Annotated in this window: 28 protein-coding genes; 26 read left to right on the forward strand and 2 right to left on the reverse strand. The window is 68.7% G+C overall.

The genetic code is table 11. From position 1 onward, the window contains the following. Positions 1 to 70: 70 nt before the first annotated feature. The 26 genes from OG329_RS09515 (at position 71) to OG329_RS09640 (ending at position 19,187) form a co-directional block, all read left to right on the forward strand. A complete protein-coding gene (locus OG329_RS09515; RefSeq protein ID WP_405794099.1) occupies positions 71 to 331 on the forward strand; it encodes a hypothetical protein in 261 nt (86 codons plus the stop codon). 73 nt (positions 332 to 404) lie between these two features. Further along, positions 405 to 1,820: a terminase gene (locus OG329_RS09520; RefSeq protein WP_405794100.1), complete on the forward strand. Its 1,416-nt coding sequence runs from the start codon at positions 405 to 407 to the stop codon at positions 1,818 to 1,820. Then, positions 1,814 to 1,975 (forward strand): hypothetical protein, encoded by a 162-nt coding sequence (locus OG329_RS09525; RefSeq protein ID WP_405794101.1) that lies wholly within the window; start codon positions 1,814 to 1,816, stop codon positions 1,973 to 1,975. The genes OG329_RS09520 and OG329_RS09525 overlap by 7 nt, the downstream gene beginning before the upstream one ends. Then, positions 1,972 to 3,309, forward strand: coding sequence for a phage portal protein (locus OG329_RS09530; protein WP_405794103.1), 1,338 nt, complete (start codon positions 1,972 to 1,974; stop codon positions 3,307 to 3,309). The genes OG329_RS09525 and OG329_RS09530 overlap by 4 nt, the downstream gene beginning before the upstream one ends. Next, on the forward strand, positions 3,293 to 4,039 hold the full coding sequence (locus OG329_RS09535) for an HK97 family phage prohead protease (protein ID WP_405794105.1): 747 nt from the start codon (positions 3,293 to 3,295) through the stop codon (positions 4,037 to 4,039). The genes OG329_RS09530 and OG329_RS09535 overlap by 17 nt, the downstream gene beginning before the upstream one ends. A gap of 66 nt (positions 4,040 to 4,105) precedes the next feature. Further along, positions 4,106 to 5,344 carry a phage major capsid protein gene (locus tag OG329_RS09540; RefSeq protein ID WP_405794106.1) on the forward strand — a complete coding sequence of 413 codons (1,239 nt, stop codon included), beginning with the start codon at positions 4,106 to 4,108 and terminating at the stop codon, positions 5,342 to 5,344. Between the two features lie 62 nt (positions 5,345 to 5,406). Next, entirely contained in the window at positions 5,407 to 5,622 is a 216-nt protein-coding gene (locus tag OG329_RS09545; protein WP_405794108.1) for a hypothetical protein, read from the forward strand. A gap of 15 nt (positions 5,623 to 5,637) precedes the next feature. Continuing rightward, entirely contained in the window at positions 5,638 to 6,189 is a 552-nt protein-coding gene (locus OG329_RS09550; protein WP_405794110.1) for a head-tail connector protein, read from the forward strand. After that, positions 6,189 to 6,665 carry a hypothetical protein gene (locus OG329_RS09555; RefSeq protein ID WP_405794112.1) on the forward strand — a complete coding sequence of 159 codons (477 nt, stop codon included), beginning with the start codon at positions 6,189 to 6,191 and terminating at the stop codon, positions 6,663 to 6,665. Before OG329_RS09550 ends, OG329_RS09555 begins: the two co-directional genes overlap by 1 nt. Before the next feature lie 22 nt (positions 6,666 to 6,687). Then, on the forward strand, positions 6,688 to 6,894 hold the full coding sequence (locus tag OG329_RS09560; protein WP_405794114.1) for a hypothetical protein: 207 nt from the start codon (positions 6,688 to 6,690) through the stop codon (positions 6,892 to 6,894). After that, positions 6,894 to 7,880: a phage tail tube protein gene (locus OG329_RS09565; protein WP_405794116.1), complete on the forward strand. Its 987-nt coding sequence runs from the start codon at positions 6,894 to 6,896 to the stop codon at positions 7,878 to 7,880. The genes OG329_RS09560 and OG329_RS09565 overlap by 1 nt, the downstream gene beginning before the upstream one ends. Positions 7,881 to 7,889: 9 nt before the next feature. Next, positions 7,890 to 8,393 carry a hypothetical protein gene (locus OG329_RS09570; RefSeq protein ID WP_405794118.1) on the forward strand — a complete coding sequence of 168 codons (504 nt, stop codon included), beginning with the start codon at positions 7,890 to 7,892 and terminating at the stop codon, positions 8,391 to 8,393. 8 nt (positions 8,394 to 8,401) lie between these two features. Further along, a complete protein-coding gene (locus OG329_RS09575; RefSeq protein WP_405794120.1) occupies positions 8,402 to 8,860 on the forward strand; it encodes a hypothetical protein in 459 nt (152 codons plus the stop codon). 127 nt (positions 8,861 to 8,987) lie between these two features. Then, positions 8,988 to 11,537 (forward strand): hypothetical protein, encoded by a 2,550-nt coding sequence (locus tag OG329_RS09580; RefSeq protein WP_405794122.1) that lies wholly within the window; start codon positions 8,988 to 8,990, stop codon positions 11,535 to 11,537. A gap of 32 nt (positions 11,538 to 11,569) precedes the next feature. After that, positions 11,570 to 13,987, forward strand: a complete 2,418-nt coding sequence (locus OG329_RS09585) for a hypothetical protein (protein WP_405794123.1) — start codon at positions 11,570 to 11,572, stop codon at positions 13,985 to 13,987. A 9-nt stretch (positions 13,988 to 13,996) separates the two neighbouring features. Next, a complete protein-coding gene (locus tag OG329_RS09590; protein WP_405794124.1) occupies positions 13,997 to 14,416 on the forward strand; it encodes a hypothetical protein in 420 nt (139 codons plus the stop codon). Then, the gene (locus OG329_RS09595) at positions 14,413 to 14,910 is read left to right on the forward strand and encodes a hypothetical protein (RefSeq protein WP_405794126.1); all 498 of its coding nucleotides are present in this window, start codon (positions 14,413 to 14,415) and stop codon (positions 14,908 to 14,910) included. The genes OG329_RS09590 and OG329_RS09595 overlap by 4 nt, the downstream gene beginning before the upstream one ends. A gap of 92 nt (positions 14,911 to 15,002) precedes the next feature. Further along, positions 15,003 to 15,401 carry a hypothetical protein gene (locus OG329_RS09600; RefSeq protein ID WP_405794127.1) on the forward strand — a complete coding sequence of 133 codons (399 nt, stop codon included), beginning with the start codon at positions 15,003 to 15,005 and terminating at the stop codon, positions 15,399 to 15,401. A gap of 65 nt (positions 15,402 to 15,466) precedes the next feature. Then, entirely contained in the window at positions 15,467 to 16,294 is an 828-nt protein-coding gene (locus tag OG329_RS09605) for an N-acetylmuramoyl-L-alanine amidase (RefSeq protein WP_405794128.1), read from the forward strand. Between the two features lie 15 nt (positions 16,295 to 16,309). Continuing rightward, positions 16,310 to 16,489: a hypothetical protein gene (locus tag OG329_RS09610; protein ID WP_405794130.1), complete on the forward strand. Its 180-nt coding sequence runs from the start codon at positions 16,310 to 16,312 to the stop codon at positions 16,487 to 16,489. Next, the gene (locus tag OG329_RS09615; protein ID WP_405794131.1) at positions 16,489 to 16,746 is read left to right on the forward strand and encodes a hypothetical protein; all 258 of its coding nucleotides are present in this window, start codon (positions 16,489 to 16,491) and stop codon (positions 16,744 to 16,746) included. The genes OG329_RS09610 and OG329_RS09615 overlap by 1 nt, the downstream gene beginning before the upstream one ends. 119 nt (positions 16,747 to 16,865) lie before the next feature. Then, positions 16,866 to 18,050 (forward strand): helix-turn-helix domain-containing protein, encoded by a 1,185-nt coding sequence (locus tag OG329_RS09620; RefSeq protein ID WP_405794132.1) that lies wholly within the window; start codon positions 16,866 to 16,868, stop codon positions 18,048 to 18,050. Positions 18,051 to 18,150: 100 nt separating this feature from the next. Continuing rightward, complete coding sequence (locus OG329_RS09625) at positions 18,151 to 18,357, forward strand: hypothetical protein (protein ID WP_405794134.1); 207 nt, start codon at positions 18,151 to 18,153, stop codon at positions 18,355 to 18,357. Beyond that, the gene (locus OG329_RS09630; protein ID WP_405794135.1) at positions 18,354 to 18,533 is read left to right on the forward strand and encodes a hypothetical protein; all 180 of its coding nucleotides are present in this window, start codon (positions 18,354 to 18,356) and stop codon (positions 18,531 to 18,533) included. Before OG329_RS09625 ends, OG329_RS09630 begins: the two co-directional genes overlap by 4 nt. Next, on the forward strand, positions 18,533 to 18,730 hold the full coding sequence (locus OG329_RS09635; RefSeq protein WP_405794137.1) for a hypothetical protein: 198 nt from the start codon (positions 18,533 to 18,535) through the stop codon (positions 18,728 to 18,730). Before OG329_RS09630 ends, OG329_RS09635 begins: the two co-directional genes overlap by 1 nt. A gap of 244 nt (positions 18,731 to 18,974) precedes the next feature. Then, positions 18,975 to 19,187, forward strand: coding sequence for a hypothetical protein (locus OG329_RS09640; RefSeq protein WP_405794139.1), 213 nt, complete (start codon positions 18,975 to 18,977; stop codon positions 19,185 to 19,187). Between the two features lie 44 nt (positions 19,188 to 19,231). Here OG329_RS09640 and OG329_RS09645 read toward each other — a convergent pair whose 3' ends face one another. Continuing rightward, positions 19,232 to 19,474 (reverse strand): helix-turn-helix domain-containing protein, encoded by a 243-nt coding sequence (locus tag OG329_RS09645; RefSeq protein ID WP_405794140.1) that lies wholly within the window; start codon positions 19,472 to 19,474, stop codon positions 19,232 to 19,234. Positions 19,475 to 19,779: 305 nt separating this feature from the next. Then, positions 19,780 to 20,250 (reverse strand): Dps family protein, encoded by a 471-nt coding sequence (locus OG329_RS09650; RefSeq protein ID WP_405794142.1) that lies wholly within the window; start codon positions 20,248 to 20,250, stop codon positions 19,780 to 19,782. Positions 20,251 to 20,421 lie beyond the last annotated feature (171 nt).

Consider the following 20,421-nt stretch of genomic DNA (forward strand, 5'->3'; position numbering starts at 1 on the left):
ATTAGTACATAGCTCTCCGTAACTACACCTTCCTCACTCTTCGTTACATTACCGACAGTGAGGGGCGGTCGTGATCGCTGACGAGATCCGGGCGGAGATCGAACAGCTCAACGCCGAGACGGTCGCCCCCGGCCTGGCGGCGGTCGCCATCCGGCTGGCCGAAGCGCTCGATCAGATCCCTGTGGGCGACGCACCGACCGCGCAGGCCGTCGTCTCGCGCGACCTCCTCGCCACGATGGGCAAGCTGCGGGCCCTCTCGCCGCCGGATGTGAAGGGGGACGTGGTCGATGAGCTTGCTGGACGAAAGGCCCGTCGCCTCCGTGGCGCCTGAGCAGGTGCTCGGATGCCAGCGGCCGAGAGTGTTCACCGCCCCGTCGTACGTCTCCAGCGCGGGTCAGGAGGCTGTGGAGCTAGCCGCTGCGGCCGGTCTGATCCTCGATGACTGGCAGAAGCACGCCCTGCACGTTGGTCTCGGTGAGCGCGAGGACGGCTCATGGTCCGCGTTCGAGGTTGCGATCAACGTCGCCCGCCAGAACGGCAAGGGCGCGATCATCGAAGCGCGCGAGTTGGCCGGCCTGTTCCTCCTCGGCGAGAAGCTGATCCTGCACAGCGCGCATGAGTTCAAAACCAGCGTCGAAGCTTTCCGGCGGATCGTCGCGCTCATCACGAACACCGACAGCCTGCGGAAGCGTGTGAAGGCCGTACGGCGTACGACCGGTGAGGAAGCGATCGAACTACTGACGGGGCAGCGGCTGCGGTTCCTGGCCCGCTCCGGCGGCAGTGGGCGCGGGTTCACGGGCAACGCGAACATGCTGGACGAGGACATGATCCTCGGTGATGACGCGATGGGCGCGCTGATGCCGACAATGGCTGCGGTTGAGGATCCGCAGGTCTGGTACTTCGGCAGTGCGGGCATCGGCTCGCCGAGCATGCAGCTCGCACGGCTGCGGCGCCGGGCGCTCGCGGCGATGGAGTCCGGTGTCCCCGACCCGGCGCTCGCTTACTTGGAGTGGTCGATAGACCCGCACGTCAAGGAGTGCCTGCCGGAGTGCGGCGCTCATGATGACCCGCTGTCACCGCTCGCGGTGGCGAAGGCCAACCCCGCCTTGGGGTACCGGCTCACGCTGGAGCACACGGAGCGGGAGCGGCTGACGATGAGCCCGGAGATCTTCAACCGTGAACGGCTCGGGGTTGGTGACTACCCGTCCGACGCCGAGGACACGTGGCGGGTCATCCCTGAGGACACGTGGCGGGCCCTGGCGGACGGCACGAGCAGCATGTCGGACCCGGTGGCGTTCGCCTTGGATACGACGCCTGAGCGGTCGCACACGGCGATCTGCGCGGCTGGCGCGAACGGCGACGCGAGGCACGTTGAGGTCATCGACCACCGGCCGGGGACGGGGTGGGCGCCGGAGCGCGTGGCCGAGCTGGTTGTGAAGTGGAAGCCGTGCGCGCTCGTGGTCGACGAGGGCGGCCCGGCCGGGTCCCTGGTCCCTGCCGTACGCAAGGCGTTGGCCGGCGTGGGCCTGAGTGAGCAGGAGATCGAGGACTTGATCCTCATCCCGAAGACCAGGCAAGTCGCCGCCAGTGCCGGCCAGTTCTTCGACGGGGTGGCCGAGCAGACGATCGTGCACCTGGACCAGGCCCCCCTGGCGACGGCTCTGGCCGGGGCAGACAAACGCCCGATCGGTGACGGCTGGGGATGGGCCCGGCGCGGGGTGTCCGTGGACATCAGCCCGCTCGTGGGCTGCACGCTCGCCGCGTGGGGTCATGCCGAGCGTGCGCATGTGGAACCGGAAGGAGCGCCGAACCTGTGGTGAACGCGCTGCTGTTCGTACTCGAAGTGCTGTTCGCCCTCGCTGTGGTGGCGGGGATCGGCATGTGGTCGGTGCCGGCCGGGATGGTTCTGACTGGTGTGCTCGGTGTTGTGGCGGTCGAGCGTGAGCAGGCGCGACGGAAGGGGACGACCACGTGAGCCTCTTCGGTTTGTTCGAGGGCCGGGCGTCGTTGGAGTCCCCTGCGGTGCCGCTGACGGATGCGTCGCTGGCCGAGCTGCTGGGTGGCGGTGCGCCGCTGGACTCGGGTGTGACCGTCACGGAGACGAGCGCCCTGCACATGCCCGCAGTGTGGCGGGCGGTGTCCGTGGTCGCGAACGTGTCCGCGTCGCTGCCGCTGCATACGTACAAGGTGGGAACGAAGGACCGTGCGCCGGTTGACCTGTTGGAGGATCCGCATCCCGAGCTGACCCGCTTCGAGTTGTGGCGGCTGGTGTACGTGCACCGCCTGCTATGGGGCAACGCATACGTGCAGAAGATCCGTAACCGCGCGGGTGCCGTGGTCCAGCTCTGGCCAATCCGCCCGAACTGGGTGAAGGTCCATCGCGAGAAGCCGACGGAGGACAACCCGTCCGGCAAGGTGTTCTGGATCCAGCCCGAGGGCAACGGGCCTCTCGTGCGGCGAACGCCACGGGAGATCCTGCACCTGCCCGCCCTCGGGTATGACGGGGTGACGGGGTGCTCGCCGATCCGCGCTGCGGCGCAGGGCATTGGCCTGGGGATCGCAGCGGAGAAGTCCGCGGCGAAGCTGTACGGCTCGGGCAACATGATCTCCGGCGTACTCCAGACTGAGCAGCGCCTGACGGCTGAGCAGGCTGGGGCGTTGAAGGCGAACTGGCGGGCCAAGATGGGCGGCTCGCAGGCGGCGCACGACGTAGCGGTACTGGACTCCGGGGCGTCGTTCAACCCGGTGACGATGCCGTACAAGGACTCCCAGTTCCTCGAATCGAGGATGTTCCAGGTGACCGAGGTGTCCCGCATGTTCGGGGTGCCGCCGTTCCTGCTGATGTCCACGGAGAAGTCCACCTCGTGGGGTACGGGGTTGGAGCAGCAGGCGCAGGGGTTCGTGACGTGGGACCTTGCCCCGACGTGGCTCACGCTGACGGAGCAGCGCGTCACGAAGGAGTTGCTACCCAAGATGGTGTACGCGAAGTACGCACTTGGCGGGCTGCTCAGGGGCGACAGCGCGGCGCGGGCGACGTTCTACCGGGCGATGCGGGACTCGGGCGTCTACTCGGCCAACGACATCCGCGAGTTGGAAGACCTCACGCCGATCACAGGGGCCGAGGGCGACATGCGGTTGCAGCCGCTGTACATGGCGCCGCTGGGCTACGACCCGAGCGTCAAGGCGCCGGCGGAGGGTCCGCCGGACGCCGGTGCGGCGGCGCGCGCCGCCGACCATCTCGCCAAGGCGACTGCGCTGCTGACGGCTGCGCCGGAGACGAAGGAGGGCAGCGATGCCGAAGACGACTGAGCGGCGCGACCTCACCCTCGCTACGGCGGGGCTCCAGGTCCGGGCTGCGGGCGACGGGGCACAGGGGTTCGCCGGGCATGCTGCGGTGTTCAACTCCCGTACGGCGATTGGCAACCCGCTGACCTGGGGTTTCTACGAGGAGGTCGCGGACGGCGCTTTCACCAAAACGATCAGTGAGGGTGACGCGCGGATGCTCGTTGACCACGACACCCGCATGGTGGTGTCGCGGGTGTCGGCCGGCAGCCTGCGTCTCGCGCAGGACGCCGTGGGGCTGGCGGTCGACGCGGACCTCGACACGGACCTGTCGTACGTCGGTGACCTCGTGGTGAACCTGAGGAACAAGAACATCACGGGGATGAGCTTCGGGTTCCGGGTCGTGAAGGACGACTGGGAGCCCGTCGAGATCGAGACTGTCTCGGGTGACAAGGCGGAGGCCGAGCTGCGGATCATTCGCGAGGTGCAACTCTACGAGGTCAGCGCGGTCACGTTCCCCGCGTACGAGGACACCGACGCCGGTCTCCGCTCAGTCGGCGTGGCCCTGGCCGCGCGCGGCAGCGACGACGCGTTCGACCGCCGGGCGAAGTACCGCCCGGAACTCAACGACTTCCGCCGCGAGCCGGGCCCCGAGCCCACTCGCGGCGACGACGCAACCCAGCCGGGAGAGACCACTGGGGGCCGTCAGGCGATGCGCATGGAGGCGATCGCCGCCCGCTACCTGCTCGCGCGGTAGCCGCTCTCACAACCCCTTTCAAGCCCCCCGCCACTGGCGGTGGGGCTTCTCGTGCTGGAGGCACACATGCCCAAGCTTCAGACCCTGCTCGACCAGCGGGCCACCGCATGGTCCGCAGCGCAGGAATTCCAGTCCCGCGGCGACGACACGCCGCTGTCTGCCGAGGACCGCACGGCGTGGGACGCGGCACTTGCCGACGTTGAGCGCCTGTCGAAGGACATCGAAACCGAGGAGCGGCACGCCCGCCTCTCCGCCGTCGACTACTCGACGGTCGTCGCCCCCACGGGTGGCGCGCCGGGAGACAGCGGCGAGGACCGGCAGGCCACCGCCGACGCCGCGTACCGGACCGCATTCACCGCGTTCACCCGCCGCGGCATGCTCGGCCTGGACAACGAGCAGCGTCAGCTACTCATGGCGAACATGGGCGAGGTCCGCGCCGGAGCCACGTCGCCCGGTACGGCCGGCGGGTACTTCATTCCGACGGACACGCTCGCCAAGATCACTGAGGTGATGAAGGCGTACGGCGGTCTCCTCGGGGCGGCCAACGTCATCACCACGGCCAGCGGTAACCCGCTGAACTGGCCGACGAACGACGACACGGGCAACGTCGGTGCGATCCTCGCCGAGAACGCGCAGATCACCGAGCAGGACGTGACCCTTGGGCAGAAGACCCTCGGCGCGTTCACGTACACGTCGAAGCTGGTCAGGCTGTCGCTTCAGCTCATCCAGGACGACGCGTTCGGTGTCGAGGGGTGGCTGGCCCGCAAGCTCGGCGAGCGCATCGGCCGCGCCGTAGCGGCGCACCTCGCGACCGGCGTCGGCACCACCCAGCCCGAGGGCCTGTTCACCAACGCCACCGCGGGCAAGACGGGTGCCGCCGGTCAGGTCACCTCGGTCATCTACGACGACCTGGTGGACTTGCAGCACTCCATCGACCCGGCGTACCGGGCGACCGCCCGGTGGGCCATGTCGGACTCGGCGCTGAAGGTCGTGCGGAAGCTGAAGGACGGCGAGGGCCGCCCGCTGTGGGAGCCGTCCGTGCAGGCCGGGTCCCCGTCCACGCTGCTCGGCAGCCCGATCCTCATCGACAACGGGATCCCGGTCCCGGCCGCGTCGGCGAAGTCGATCGGCTTCGGCGACATCAACGCCGCGTACGTCGTCCGGCAGGTGGCGGGCGGGCAGATGATGCGCCTGGAGGAGCGGTACGCGGACTATCTCCAGGTCGGGTTCTTCGGGTTCCTGCGCCTGGACGGGAAGCCGGACGACACCTCAGCGTTCCGGGTGTACGTGCACCCGGCGTCCTGACCGTTTCTGCTGCGGCCCCCGGCACATCGCTGGGGGCCGCCCTCATGGGAAAGGGGCGCGGCATGCCGCGGATCCGGATTCTGCAATCGATCGCGGGGGCCGACTTCTCGTGGGTCCCTGGCGAGGTGGTCGACGTGAGCGCGTCGGCGGCCGAGGCGTGGGCGGACGGCGAGCGCGCCGAGCTTGCCGACGACACCACCCAGGGCGGCTCGGAGAAGACGGCTGCCCGCTCGCGTGGCGGCGGCCGGGGCCGGCGTACCGAGACCCGCACCGAGTAGAGAAGGGGGCGAGCCGTGGCGCTGCTCACGCTGATCGAGGCGAAGAAGCAACTCGACATCGAGTCGTCCACCACGGACGCCGAGCTGGAGATGTACATCGCCGCGTTGACCTCCGTCATTGAGGGCCACGTGGGTCCGGTCGAGGAACAGACCGTCACCGAGACCGTACGGGGGCAGGGCGGCGCTGTGGCGCTGCTGCGCCCCCCGGTGCTCACCCTCGCCTCCCTGACGCCGGTGCTGTCCGGCGGGGCGGCCGTGGATGTGACGGGGCTGCACGTGGACAGCCCGTCCGGGGTGGTGACCTACGTCAACGGCTCCCAGTTCTGCGACGGACCATGGACCGCCATCTACACGGCCGGCCGCGCCCTGGTGCCTCCGACCGTCAAGTTGGCCTCGGTGCTTCTGCTTCAGCACCTTTGGCGCACCCGGTACGGTGCGGCCCGCGGCGGCGGGGGTAGCGCTGACGATTTCAGCGTTCAGGACCCCGTCCCCGGTTTCGGGTACGCGGTGCCGAACAGGGTGCTCCAGTTGCTGGAGCCGTTCAAGCAGCCGCCAGGGATCGCGTGATGGCGACGTCAGTGGTCCCGGCCGCAGTCGACGCGCTGCTGGAGATCCTGCGCGCGACCCCCGCGCTGTCCCCGGCTGCCGATGTGCGGGTCATCGACGGCCCGCCGGGAGTCAACTTCACCGAACGGCACCGGGTCTACGTCGGGTACTCACCCGGCGCGGACCAGGCCGTGGAGATCACACAGTCCTTCGCGTCCGCCGGCGCCCGCCGCCGCGACGAGGAAGCGGCGATCTACTGCTACATCGAAACCCGCGGCGGCGACAAGGACATGGCCCTACGGCGGGCTCGGGCGTTCGCGCTACTGGCCGCCGTGGAGGACGCGCTCCGTGCGACAGACACATTCCCCGAGGCGCCGACACTGAACGGCACGGTCCTCTGGTCGGAGCTGACCGCCGGGGGCCTGACGCAGGAGCAGAGCCCTGACGGCGCGCTGGCCAGCCTCGCATTCACGGTGCGCACGCGCGCCCGTATCTGACCCATCACCAGGAGGAATCGCTATGGCGCGTGTGCGCTACATCGGCGGCGAGCCGGTCACCGTGCCGGAACTCGGCGACCGCGAAGTACAACCGGACCAGGTGGTTGACGTACCCGACGCTCGGTTCGACGGTTACGTCTGCCAGCCGCAGACGTGGGAGTCCGTACAGGAACCGCAGGACAAGCCCGAGCCCGCGCGGGCGACGAAGACGAAGGGGCGTGACGTCTGATGGCGATCGGATCCGGTCTCGGCGGTCAGCTCGGCATCGCGCCCGAGTCCGTCTATGGCACCTATGTGGCGCCGACGAAGTTCGTGGAGTTCACGAAGGAATCGGTGGTCCTGAAGAAGACCACGGCCCAGTCCGCCGGTATCGCGGCGGGGCGGCTGGTGCCGTTGGCGTCGCGGCGGGTGGTGACGCAGCGGGAGGCGGCGGGCTCCATCGAGATGGAGTTCACGAACCGCATGATGGGGCTGCTGTTGCAGTCGCTGATGGGCACCAGTGTGACGCCGGTTCAGCAGGCGACGACGGCGGCGTATCTCCAGACGCATGTCCTGGCGGACTCGTTCGGCAAGTCGCTGACGATCCAGAAGGGGGTGCCCCTGACGACGGGGGTGGTGACCCGGAAGAACTTCAAGGGCTGCAAGATCACAAGTGCCGAGTTCTCGTGTGAGGTCGGCGGCATGCTGACCGCGTCGTTCGAGATCGACTCGAAGGACTGTGAGGAAACGTCGGTGCTGGCGACCGCCTCATACCCGACGATGTCGCCGTTTCACTTCGGGCAGATGGGTGTCTCTCTCGGTGCGTTCGGTGCGGAGACGGCGCGCGACGGCATCCGCAAGATGACGTTGAAGATCGAGCGTCCGATGGCGGTGGACCGGTTCTACGCCAACAACTCAGCGTTGAAGGCGGAGCCGATCACGAACGGTCAGATCAAGATCAGCGGCAGCATCGAGCGGGACTACGTGTCCACCGATCTGGACGACCTGCACACCTCGGACGCCACGGCGTCGCTGCGCTGGGAGTTCATCGGCCCGGAGATCGCGCCGACGTATGCCGAGCGTGTGTCGTTCCTTATCCCGGCCATCAAGTTCGATGACGCGCCCCCGGCGATCGAAGGGTTCGACGTCGTGAAGAACGGCCTCAGTTTCACCGGGCTGTTCGACGGGACGAACCCGAACAAGATCGAGTATATGAGCGCTGACGTCACGCTGTGAGGTGATCTCGTGCAGGACGTGCGGGTCATCAACACCGGTCAGCTCCTCGATCTGCAACGCAAACTTCGGGCGGCCGGGCACGAGAACATCCGCTCCTCGATGCAGCGCCGTATCCGGCGGGCAGCCGAACCACTGAAGAACGATCTCCAGTCCGCGATCCGTGGGCTGCCGATCAGCTCGCCCGGCGGCCGTGGCCGAGGCGGCGGGCGGTCACCGACCAGCCGCCCGCTGCGCAGCACGATCGCCGGCCAGATCCGCATCACCGTGCGGAACACCGGCAACCCCGGAGCCCGCGTGTTCGTGGACAAGGGCGCCCTGCCGCCGGACCTGCGGAACATGCCGCACGTCATCAACACCGGCCGCATCCGCCACCCCGTCTACGGCAATCGCCGCCGGTGGGTCACGCAGACCGCACCCCCGCTGTGGTGGGACAAGACCGTCCGAGCCCACGCCCCGCGCATGGAGCGCGACGTGCGCCGCGTCGTGGACGACGTACGCCAGAAACTCAACTAGGAGCCACCGTGATCGTGTCGTACAAGAGCCCCGAGGGTGGCGCCGAGCAGGTCGAGACGGACGACCTGTCCGCGAAAGAGAGCGCGGACATCGAGGTCGTGACTGAGCTGGAGTGGACGGACGTGGAGGACGCGCTGCGCCGGCAGAAGCCGACCGCGATGCGCGCCGTCCTGTGGATCTTCCGCCGCCGCGCGACTCCCGGTCTGCTGTTCTCCCAGTGCGACGTGCCCGGGTGGAAGCGCCGCCTGACCGCGAAGATGAACACCGACGAGACCCGCGACTGGATCGACGCCCTGCGGACCAGTCACGGTGAGGACTCCGAGGAGTTCGCGGACCTGATGAGCGCCGTCCGTATCGCCGCGCACGAGTCGGTGGACGTCGACAAGGCGCTCGCCAAGCCGGGAAAAGCCCCGGCGCCGGTCGGCCCGGAGGAATCCGGGGGCAGCTCCTCGAGTACCGCTGGCTGATCTGCCACCTCCTGCACCTCACGCCGCGCGACATCGACGCCCTGTCGCGCGGGGAACTCACCTCCGCGATCGCCTGGTGCACGCAGTACGTCGCCGACCACACACCAGCACAAGGGGGTGACGAGTCGTGACGACGATGACGTTCACACTCCAGGGCCGCGACCGTCTCAGCAGCGTCATGGACGGGGCCGGGGACTCGGCGGGGAAGTTGAGCAAGGCGCTGGCGCTGGTCGGGTCGGCGATCCCCGCCGCCGCTGCCCTGGCGCCGCTCATTGCCGGTACTGGTGCCGCCGCTGTGGCGGTCGCTGCCTACGGGGTGGCGATCGGCCCGCAGGTCGCCGCGATGTCCGAGGCGGTCGAGGCGGAGAAGAAGTACCAGGACGCCGTGGAGCAGTCCGGGCGGAACTCGGCTGAGGCGGCTGAGGCGAGTGCCGAGTACGCCCGGCAGATGGCAAAGCTGCCGCCCGCGACACGGGAAGCTGCCGCGTCGCTGATGGTGTTCAAGGACGAGTACAAGGACTGGTCAGACGCGCTCTCCGGGGACACCATGGGCCCGTTCATCAAGGGCCTCGCGCTGGCGTCGGCGGCGTTGCCGAAGCTGACGCCGCTGGTCAAAAGCTCCTCGCGTGAGCTGGACCGGTTCATGACGATCGTCGGCGGGACGATGGCCACTCCCGGCTTCGACCGGGTGTCGGACAAATTCGCCGACTTCGCCGATGTGTCCCTGCGCAAGGCCAACGACGGGCTCGTGTCGCTGCTCCGGTCCCTCGACGGGGACGTCGGCCGGGGCCTGGAGCAGTTCCTCGACTACGCCCGCGACCAGGGCCCCTTGGTTGGCGAGACGTTCAAGAACATCGGCGAGGCCGCGATCAACCTGCTGGCCGCTGCGGCGGACACCGGTGTCGGCGTGCTCCAGTTGGCGAACGCGTTCGCGCAGGTCGTGGCCGCGCTGCCGCCCGGATTCCTCACGGTCCTCATGCAGACCGCGATCGCCATCAAGGCCGTCTCCATCGCGATCGCGGCAGTCAAGCTCGCGGCGGGCGGGATGCTGATCGTGCGTACGCAGATCGCGGCGGCCGGTACCGCCGCGCTCGGCTCCGCTACGGCCATGGGTGCTCTGCGGGCGGCTTTCATGGCGATGTCCCTCGCCGCCCGAACGGCGGTCGCCGCGACGGGGATCGGGCTGTTGGTCATCGGGCTGATGAAGCTCTCGGACGCGGGGAAGTCCACGCCGCCGAATGTGGAGAAGCTGACCACGTCGCTCGCGAAGTTGGGCGACTCGGGCAAGCTGTCCGGCGAGGGCCTGCGGGTCCTGGGCGAGGACATGGACAAGCTGCGCGACGCGGCGCAGACCCTGGCCGAGCCGTCGACCACGCAGAAGATCGAAGCGTTCTTCGACGTCTTCGGTACCGGTGGCGGCCCGGACGCCAAGGAAGCTGCGAAGGTCATCAAGTCCGTTGATGAGTCTCTCGCGTCGATGGTGGCGGGTGGGAAGGCTGACCTCGCCGCCGCGTCGCTGAAGCGTCTGACGAAGGGCATGGACTCTGCCCAGTTGAAGGAGTTCAACTCCAAGCTGGTGGACTACAAGGCGAAGTTGGCCGACGCCGCGCTCGAGGCGGACCTGGCAGCCGAGGCGCAGGGCCTGTTCGGTGCGCAGGCGCAGCAGGTACAGGCCAAGCTTGCCGCTCAGCAGGCATCCGCCGACGGGCTCGCGCAGAGCATCAACGCCCTGTCCAACGCGGCGCTCGCGGCGCGCGGCGGGCTCAGGGGTATGGAGGCCGCGATCGACGCGGCGAGCGAGGCGATCAACAAGAATGGCAAGACGCTGGACAACAACACGGCAGCCGGCCGTGCGAACAACCAGGCGTTGGACGACATCGCAAGCTCCACCATCAAGGCAGCCGAGGCGGCCGAGGCAAACGGCGCATCCCACGCGACGGTCAACGGAATCTACGATCGCGGCCACGAGAAGATCGTCAAGCTCACAACGGGCATCAAGGGAAACGAAGCAGCCGCGAAAAAGCTTGCCGACCAAATCCTGAAGACGCCCGACAAGACCGCGCGCGTCAAGGGCAACCTGGAGGATCTGGAGGACAAGCTCCGGAAGGCGAAAGCCGAACTGAAGAAGGTGCCGGACTCCCGCAAGGCGTCGGTGCGGGCGAACATCAACGACCTTGAGGCGAAGCTCAAGCAGGCGCGGAACAAATTGGCGGGGATCGACGGCACGACCGCGTACACGTACGTCAAAACGATCTACTCCCCGCCCGGTCACGCCGGCCCCGGCGGCATCCCGAACTTCGCGACCGGCGGCATCGTTGGCTTCCCCACGGGCGGCCCGGTGCGTGGCCCTGGGACGGGCACGTCGGACTCGATTCTGGCGCGGCTGTCAAACGGCGAGTACGTCATCCCCGCGAAACAGGTGGACGAGTACGGGCAGCCGTTCTTTGACGCGCTCCGCAACGGGCGTCTTGGCCGGGCGCTGCCCACAACAGCGTCAACCCGACCGGCCTACGCGGGTGCCCCGGCAACGCGGGGCAGAGCCAGCGCGAGCAGCAGCGTCAACGCGACGTTCAACATCGCCTCCATGGACCCGGTCGCCGTAGGCCGCGAAGTACAGCGCGTACTTCTCCGGCTGAAGCGGGACCACGGCATCAACGTGACGTTGGGGGTGGGGTAGTGCTGATTGCCGAGGTCGGTTTCGGGTCCACGATGACGACGCCCCCTGGGGACATCGTGTGGACGGACATCGCCGGGCGGGTCGACGTCGCCGAGCAGGGGGTGACGATCAACCGGGGTGCGGCTGATGAGCTGGCGGAGATCCAGACCGGCACGGCGACGTTGCTGATCGACAACTTCGACGGGGCCCTGTCACCGGGGGTGGCCACGTCGCCGTACTACCCCAACGTCCGCAAGGGCACGCCCTTGCGGGTGGCGGTGACGACCGCCCCGCCACGGACCGGGGCGGCCCCGTGGCCGATGGCCATGCTGGCCGACGACTTCGAGGACGGGGTCATCAACCCCGCCCTGTGGACGGGGGCGTACGGCGGGGTGACAGAAGTCGGGGCACGGGCGCGGGTGCCGCTCAACCCCGGCGTCGTGGCCGGGTTCCAGACAGCCCGGTCGTGGCTCCTCACGGGCAGCACCCTTACCGCACGCCTCTGCACCGTCCCGGCGGCCGGCGGATCGTCGTTCGCGTCCGCGTCGATGTGGATCAACAGCAACACGTTGGGCACCCGGCTGGGGACCTCGTACAACCCGCTGACCGGGCAGCTCCGGTTCGCCAGCGAGACGGCGTACTTCGACGGGTCGGCGGTGGCGGTGACGTACTCCCCGGTGGCTCACCGGTGGCTGCGGCTGCGCGAGGCGGCCGGGACCCTGTACTGGGAGACGAGCGCGGACGGGACCAACTGGACCGTGCGCCGCACGCTCGCGACCCCGGCGTGGGTCGGTGCGGAGACGCAGCTCGTGGACTTCTCCGGCACCCGCACCGGCGGGGTGGCCGACTTCATCGAGTGGGACCTCGTCGGGCACGTCCTGCACAACAGGTTCTGGGGTGCGGTCAACGACTGGCCCACCAGGTGGAAGGGCTTGCATGCCACGGCCATGGTGACCTGTAGCGACCTCTTCGCGCCCCTGTCTCGACAACCGCAGCTCCGCTCGTGCCTGGACGAGGAAATCCTCAATGACGGGCCGATCGCGTACTACCCGCTGACCGAGGACTCCGGCGCGACTTCCGCCGGGGACTTGTCCGGGGTGACGGCCGGGCCGCTGGGCATCATCCAGCAGGGCATCACCGGCGGAACGTTGGACTTCAGTGCGGGCCCCGGCCCGGCCGCGACGGGCGAGCAGTATCCGTTGTTCACGCCCGTGTCGGCGACGCAGGGCAAGTTCTTGGCCGGCAACTTGGGGGCCGACTATGAGCGCCTGTCCAGCGGGGAGTTCATCTGCGTCGAGGGCTGGTTCACCACATCGACCGGCAGCGGCCGGGTCATCCTCGCATTGGAGAGTGTTGACCAGCAGCACCAAATCGTGTTCTCACTGTCCGCCGGAGGCGTCCTCCGGGTCGAAACCACGGGGTCTGGAGAGGCGCTGACCGTCGCCGCCTCCAACTCGGGCGACCTCGCGGACGGCCGACAGCACCACTTCATATACGACGAGTGGTCAGAAAGCCTGTGGGTCGACGGGGTCGCCAAGTCCTTGGGCGGCTTCGTGGATTCGATGTTCGATCTGCGGCTGATGACCGTTGGCGCTCACCAAAACGGGAGGTTGTGGTCCGGCACGGTCAGCAGCGTTGCCCTGTACACCGCGCTCGCCCCCCTCGGACCGGCGCTGGCCAACCACTACGCGGCCGGGATGACCGCGTTCGCGGGGGAGGACTCGAACGTCCGTATCGCGCGGCTCGCGCGGTACGCCGGGGTCAACAGCGTGACGGTGTTCGGCAGCATTCACGATCCGGTGGCGGGCCAGGGTGCGGGCGGGTCGACCGCCCTGTCGATGATGCAGGCCGTCGCCAGCACGGACGGCGGGAAGTTGTACGCCGAGCGCGACTGGATCGGCCTCGCCTACCAGGGCAGGGATGTCCGGTACAACCCGGACGCGAGCAGCGAGACGTTCACCATCGACTACGCCGACCTCGAAACCGCCGACGTCGAGGTCAGCAACGATGACCAGAAGCAAGTCAACATCGTCACCGCGACCCGCCCGAACGGCGCGAGGCAGCGCGTCATCGACCAGGCCAGCATCGACCTGTACGGGCCGCGTGACGATGGCGAGACTACGTTCCTCAAGACGAACGACAACGCGGTCCTCGACGCGGCGAACTGGATCGTCAGCAGGTACGCCGACCCGCCGCCCGAGGTGCGCGAGGTACCCGTACAGGCGTACACCCTGCCGAACTACAGCGACATCCTCGACGGCGACATCTCCGCATTCTTCTCGGTGACGGACATGCCGCCGGAGGCGCCGGCGTCCGACATGCGGCTCACGATCGAGGGCTACACCGAGACGATCAAGCAGGGTTCGCACCTGATCAAGTTCCGCACCAGCCGTTCGGCAACCGACTCCGTGTGGGTGCTGAACGACCCCGTCTACTCGGTGCTCGGCACCACGTCCCGGCTCGCCTACTAGGAGGCCAGAGTGTCCATCCCCGTTCTCCGAGCGGAGACGTTCTACCTCCCCCCGCCCAAACTCCCGCCGGACGCCTGGCAGTTGGTGCCCCCGGCCGAGCGGGTGTTCCGGTGGATCGAGTACCGCGCGCAGCGCCGCGTGATCCCGCCGGTCGGGTTCCTCATCGGCCAGCGGACGTGGGCGCGGATCAACCACAACCGGTGGATCGCGGACTGCCCCTGCGGCAACGCGCAGGTCGTGTCCCCGGCGGACCCGAGGCTGGCGTGCACGGAGTGCGGCTACGGCTGGGTCGAGCTGGTCTTCCCGGAAGATGTCGCTGCTGTTGAGGCGTCCATCGAGCACGAGCTGCCGCACCTGCGGAACTGGGTGCACCCGGACGATCCCGTGCCGTGGCCGCTCAAGGCCGGAACCCAGGGGGTGGCGGGATGACGTTCGCACCCCGCACGTGGGTCGTCGGCGAGGTCGTCACCGGCGCTCTGATGAACACGGAGATCCGCGACCAGTTCAACAGCATGTTCGCGGCGTGGTCGTCGTACACCCCGGCCTGGACGGGAGCGACGACCAACCCGGCCATCGGCAACGGGTCGATCGTGGGCCGCTACATCAAGGTTGGCAGGACGGTCACTGCGGAGGTCATCCTCACGATGGGCTCCACCACCACCTACGGGTCCGGGTCGCAGGAGATCGGCGTGCCCTTCACTGCCGCCGCCGCGATCGTGTCCTACCTCGGCACCGCCCGGTTCACCGGGGCGTCGACGTGGCTCGGGCAGACGTATCTCATCCTCGGCAACAACACCATGCAGGTCACGTTCCCCGCCGGATCCGCTGTGACGACCGGCGCGTCCATGAGCCCGACCGTCCCCGAGACCCAGTCGAGCGGCGACATCCTGCGTGCCGCGATCACCTACCAGTCGTCGTCGTGATCAGCCGCCGCCGAGCCCTGACCGCCCTGACCGGCGCCGCTGTTGGGGTCCCGCTCGCCGTACGCCCCACCCCTACGAAGGAGCCTGCCCGTATGCCGACGTCTCATGTCCTGCTCACCGAGGCGGGCGCGCGGCTCGCGCTCCTGTCCTGCGTACTCCGCAACACCGGGGCCGGGTGGGAGATCCTGGCCGACACCGGGCACAACCCGTCCGGGGTGACCGGGGTGACGCAGCACGCCACGTACCTGGAACTCCAACACACGACCACCGCCGCCAAGGTGTCGTCAATGCAGGTGACGCCGGACGAGACATTCGCCGCGCGCGGCCTGCGCGTCGGCGCGTCCGTGGGCTTGACCACGACCCGCCTGTATCTGTACACCGCGCTGCCCACCGGCGGCGCCGCGGTCCCGCCGGCCGACCCGGCGACGGTCGTCGCGTCCGGCGGCAACCTGTGGGTTACCGCGTGGATGGAACTGCCGCCCGCGCCGTAGACCCACCCCGCATCCCGAGCCCCGCGCCGTCGGCCGGGGCTTCCGTCATGCCCCGAGGAGGGCCCATGAAGCTCGTCACGCGCTCCCAGTGGGGGGCCCGCGCCTACCTGACACCCAACGGCGCCACCCCGTACAGCCGTTCACGGCGGGGCGTGAAGGTCCACTACCTCGGCACCGCCTACACCGACCGCGCACACGACAAGTGCGCCGCCTACGTGCGGCAGATCCAGGCGCAGCACATGGACGGCAACGGCTGGTCCGACATCGGGTACAGCTTCGTCGTCTGCACGCACGGCTACGTGTTCGAGGGTCGCGGCCTCAAGCGCCGCAACTCGGCGAACGGCAACACCGCGCTGAACGAACAGGACTACGCCGTCATGGCCCTGGTCGGCTCGTCCGGCCTCACCAAGCCGACCGATCCCCAGCTCGACGGCGTCCGCGACGCCATCGACCACTGCCGCGAGACCGGCCCGGCCGGTAACTGGCTCGGCGGGCACCGCGACGGCTACGCCACCACCTGCCCCGGAGCCGCCCTGTACGCGTGGGTCCAGAAAGGCGCCCCCCGCCCCACCACCGAGGAAGAAGACGACATGCCCCTGAGCGACGCCGACGTCCGCAAGGTCTGGCAGACCGACGGTTTCTACAAGAACCCGAACCCGGACACCGCAAAGAGCAATCCATACATCGCCCCGGCCACCGGCCTCAGCAACATCGAGATCGTTGCCCGCCGCACGGAGACCAGGGTCGCCGCGCTCGCCGCGACGAACACCGAACTCGTCAAGACCGTTGCGACCCTCGCCGCCGGCCTGGGCGATCTCGACCCCGAGGCGATCGTGGCCGACCTCACGGCCGCGATCGAGGGCATCGACATCCGCCTCGACGCCACCACCTGAAGAAAGGGCACCACCATGAGAGTTTCCAGCTTCGCCAAGGCCATCGCCGCAGCGGTCGCCGCCGGTACGGCCGCCGTCGCCACCGCTGTCCAGGACAGCGCGTTCACCACCGGGGAGGGCGTGACCGTCGCCCTGGCCGTCCTCGGCGCCCTGGGCATCACCTACGCGGTGCCCAACAAGCAGCCGGCCGCCTGATGACCGTGCCCGATCCGGGCGTGTACATCAGCCCGGCGCAGACGTATCAGGAGGTACGGGACCTGGCCAGAACCGTCGACCGCATCGAAGCAAAACTCGACGGCGTCCTAGGCGAGCAGACGGACATCCGCAACGACGTCGCCGACCACGAGACCAGACTCCGTGTTCTGGAGCGCGCCCGCTGGCCCCTGCCCACCGTCGCCGTACTCGCCGGCGCAGCAGGCACCGCCACCGGCGTCCTCGCCCTCCTCCGCTGACACGCACCGCGCCCCCTGCCCGGCCTCCTCGGAGGCCGGGCAGGGGGCGCCTTTCGTCGTGTACCCCCGATGCGAGGCCGGGGGTACCGTTCTGGTGTCGAGTCAGAACAGGAGCCAGTATGCACTCCCTGAACCATGACCACACCGGCGCGCGCATCAAGCGTCTGCGCCTGGAACGCCACCTCACCCAGAGGGCTCTCTGCGATCTGTCGCAGATTCCGTACTCCACCCTCACAAAGACCGAGCAAGGCATTCTTCCGGCCAGCCCGCACCTGATCGGCGCGGTCGCGCGCGCGCTGCGTGTGGAGGTCGCCACGGTGACCGGCCAGCCGTACCTCGCCGAGCTGCGCCAAGACGAGCTGGACATACTGATCCAGCCCATCCGAGAAGCCCTGGACCTCTTCGATCTGGGAGCCGATCCGGACATCACCCCGCGCCCCGGCGAACTGCTGCGCGACGATGCCGAGGGATTCCACGCGTCTGTGCGTGCCGGCCTCATCAAGCAGACCGCCGCCCAACTCCCCGGCCTTGTCGCCGAGGCCACAACCGCAGCACACCAGGAAGAGACGACCGAGGGGTGGATGATCCTCGCCTCGCTGTACCGCACCGCGTACGACGTCGCCTCAAAGCTCGGCTACCTCGACCTGGCCACGATCGCCCTGGACCGCATGGAGTGGGCCGCTCAGCGCGCGTCCAGCCCCGTCGTTGGCGGCATGTACCGGTACATGCGGGCGCTCACCTACTTGCGGGCTGGCCAATACCGCACAGGGGACCGCATCATCCAGATGGGGCTAAGTGCCCTTGACCAGGAGGAACCCGGCCGCGTCCGCGACGCGGTGACGGGTCAGCTCAACCTAGGCGCGGCAGTGCTCGCCGGCCGAGCGCAGGATCGGAACCGCGCCGAGGGGCACCTTGCCGAGGCGGGTCGGCTCGCCGAACGGACGGGCGAGGCGGCCGACGTGCACTGGCTCGCGTTCGGCCCGACGAATGTGTCGGTTCACCGGGTCAGCGTGCTGGCCGAGTTGGACGAGTACGGAGCTGCGGCGGAAACGGGAGCGAAGCTGGTGATCCCGCGAGACTGGCCGGCGTCCCGGCGGTCGCATCATTTTGCGGAGGTGGCTCGCGCGCAGATGTGGACGGGCGCGCTAGACGACGCGTTCTCGAATCTGCTGCGTGCCAGGAAGGCGGCACCGCAGCAGGCGAGGTATCACCAGACGGTCCGTGAGACGTACGACGGGCTGGAGGCGGCGAAGCGCCAACTCCCGGACAGCTTCTTGTCGTACGGCTCCTGGCTGGGCGCCTGACGCTCCGTAAGGCTTTGGCCCCGACTATCAACATGTCGTGATAGTCGGGGCCTTGTCGCGCTCCCACCATGGGGTCACTACCCACCCACAGGGAGTCGCCATGGGACCCAAACCAACCGCGCCGGACGGCGGGCCGACCGGCCTTGACGACGCATACACAGCCGCGCACCGCGCATTCATGGACCACGTCTCGGGCTGCTACTCCTGCCGGCGCCGAGGCATCGACTGCCAGGACGTCGGCGCCTTGAAGGCCCGGTTGCGCGAAACCCAATCGGCCAGCATCGCCGCCAGGACGGGCAACCGGTGACCGCGCCCCGCACGCCGACCGCACCCCCGGATCCGGCGGACCCCAACTACTACAACCGCGGCCCCCGGTGGCCGGGCGAGACGCTGCGCCCCCTGGCCCTCACGCCTGACGAAATGGTCGCGCTCCGACGTGGCCTGGCCGTCGTCGCCGCCCTGGCATGGGGAGACCCGTCGTGATGTGCATCTCCGGGGGCCACGAGTTCCCCGTCGAAGACGACGAGGGCGCCTACTGCCCCGAGCACGGCGTGACGCTGCTGTACCACGGCGACCCCATCGCACCCGAGGACTTGACCCACGACTACCCCGTCCGCCCGCGCTGGCTCACCCTCGACCCTGCGGACGGAAACGACGAGAGCGACGACCGCCCCCACTGACCCCCTCGTCCCGCTGATGCTGGGGAGCTCCAGCGGGACGAGGGCCAAGTCCCACCCCTCCTGTGCTTGCGAACGGCAGCGGGCTAGTGTCCTGCACCAGACGACAACCGGCAGGAGATCACCATGAACTGCCCTTCGTGCGGCGCCGGCGCTTCTCAAAACCCCGACGGATCGTGGACCTGCTCGAACCAGTGCGGCTGGTCCTCCGGGGCCGCCGCGGCACCGACGGCGGTAACCTCAGCGCATGACCGCGGACTCCCCCCAGCAGCCCGACAGCCCCTCGCTGGCCGCCCTGGAGATTACCGAGGCGGAGTGCCGACGCTGCGGCACACTTATCGCGGGGCTTGACGGGCGATACGCGTGCCCGGTGTGCGGCTGGGTCAACCACTGGTCCGAGGGCCACGAGGCCCTACCGACCGGATCCGACGACCCAGACTCCTCGAACCGCCTCTCCTGACGCACAACCGCCCGGCCGGTGTCGTCCCCCGACGCCGGCCGGGGCTACTCGCGCACCAGCTCGGCGATCGGCACGCCGACGACGCGTGCGATGAGCAGTAGATCGCTGTACCCAGGGTCTCGCACGCCGGCCTCGTACCTCTGGATCGATCGGCGTTCGACGCCGATGTGATGGGCGAGTGCTTCCTGGCTGACGCCAGCTTCCCGGCGGGCGGCGGCGATGCGCTGCCCCAGTTCGCGGCGGCGGGCGAGCACCCATTCGGGGAGGGCTGTTCTTCGGACGGGCACACGGCCACGTTCGATCGACCATGATCACGAGTCAGTACCCAAGTGGTCGCTTTTCCACAGACGCGTACATGTATCCCCCGGCTCGCTCCCGTTTCGGCGGGATGCGGGCCGGGGGCTTCCCTGTTTCTGGGACGTCGTGGGGTGTTGTTCCAGTGGTCAGAGGCGGTATTCCGTTCCGGAAGCGTTCCGCTCGGTGCCCGGATTCCGGCAGATTTCCGTATGACTACGGGACCCCACGGGATGCCGTGGGATACGTCGGGATGGTCATCTATGCAGGTCAAACCCCACACACACCACTGATCAGGTCAACCGCTCTCCGCCTGGAACATCCACGCGTGCTTCTCGAGATCGGCCGTGAGCCCGATCAGGATGTCCTGGGTGATCGGGTCGGGCTCGTCGGTCGCCCTGATCCGCTCACGCATGCGGACGATCACCGCGCTCAGTGCGTCCACCAGCGTCCGTACGGCGTCCGTGTCCTTGATCCAGCCGTCGGGGACCGTCCCGATCGCGCTCTGCGCCGCCACCGTCGCCGCGCGGCCGTCCGGGGTCACACCGATCGCCGAGGCACGCTCCGCCACGGTGTCCGAGTGGGTCCGGGCCGTGGTGACGACCTCGTCGAGCTGGAGATGTACGGACCGAAAGCGCGGCCCGACGATGTTCCAGTGCACCTGCTTGGCCACCAGGGAGAGATCGAGCAGATCGACGAGCGCGCCCTGAAGGGCCTCGCCGACCAGCTTCAGATCCGCCTCGGGCAGTGAGCTCTTGACGACAGACATGGGTGCGTCCTTCCGGTTCCGTTCGCACGTATGCCCACCATCGCACAAGACCCCAAAAGGATCATTTCGGGCAAACAGCAGGAATTCTTCACCGGATCACGCCCGTCGAGCGAGAACGGGCAAAGCAGAAGCCCCGGCCGGCCACCAGGGCCGTCCGGGGCTTAGCCTCGG

The sequence above is a fragment of the Streptomyces sp. NBC_01506 genome (assembly GCF_045040295.1).
In the GTDB taxonomy this organism is placed as follows: Bacteria; Actinomycetota; Actinomycetes; order Streptomycetales; family Streptomycetaceae; genus Streptomyces.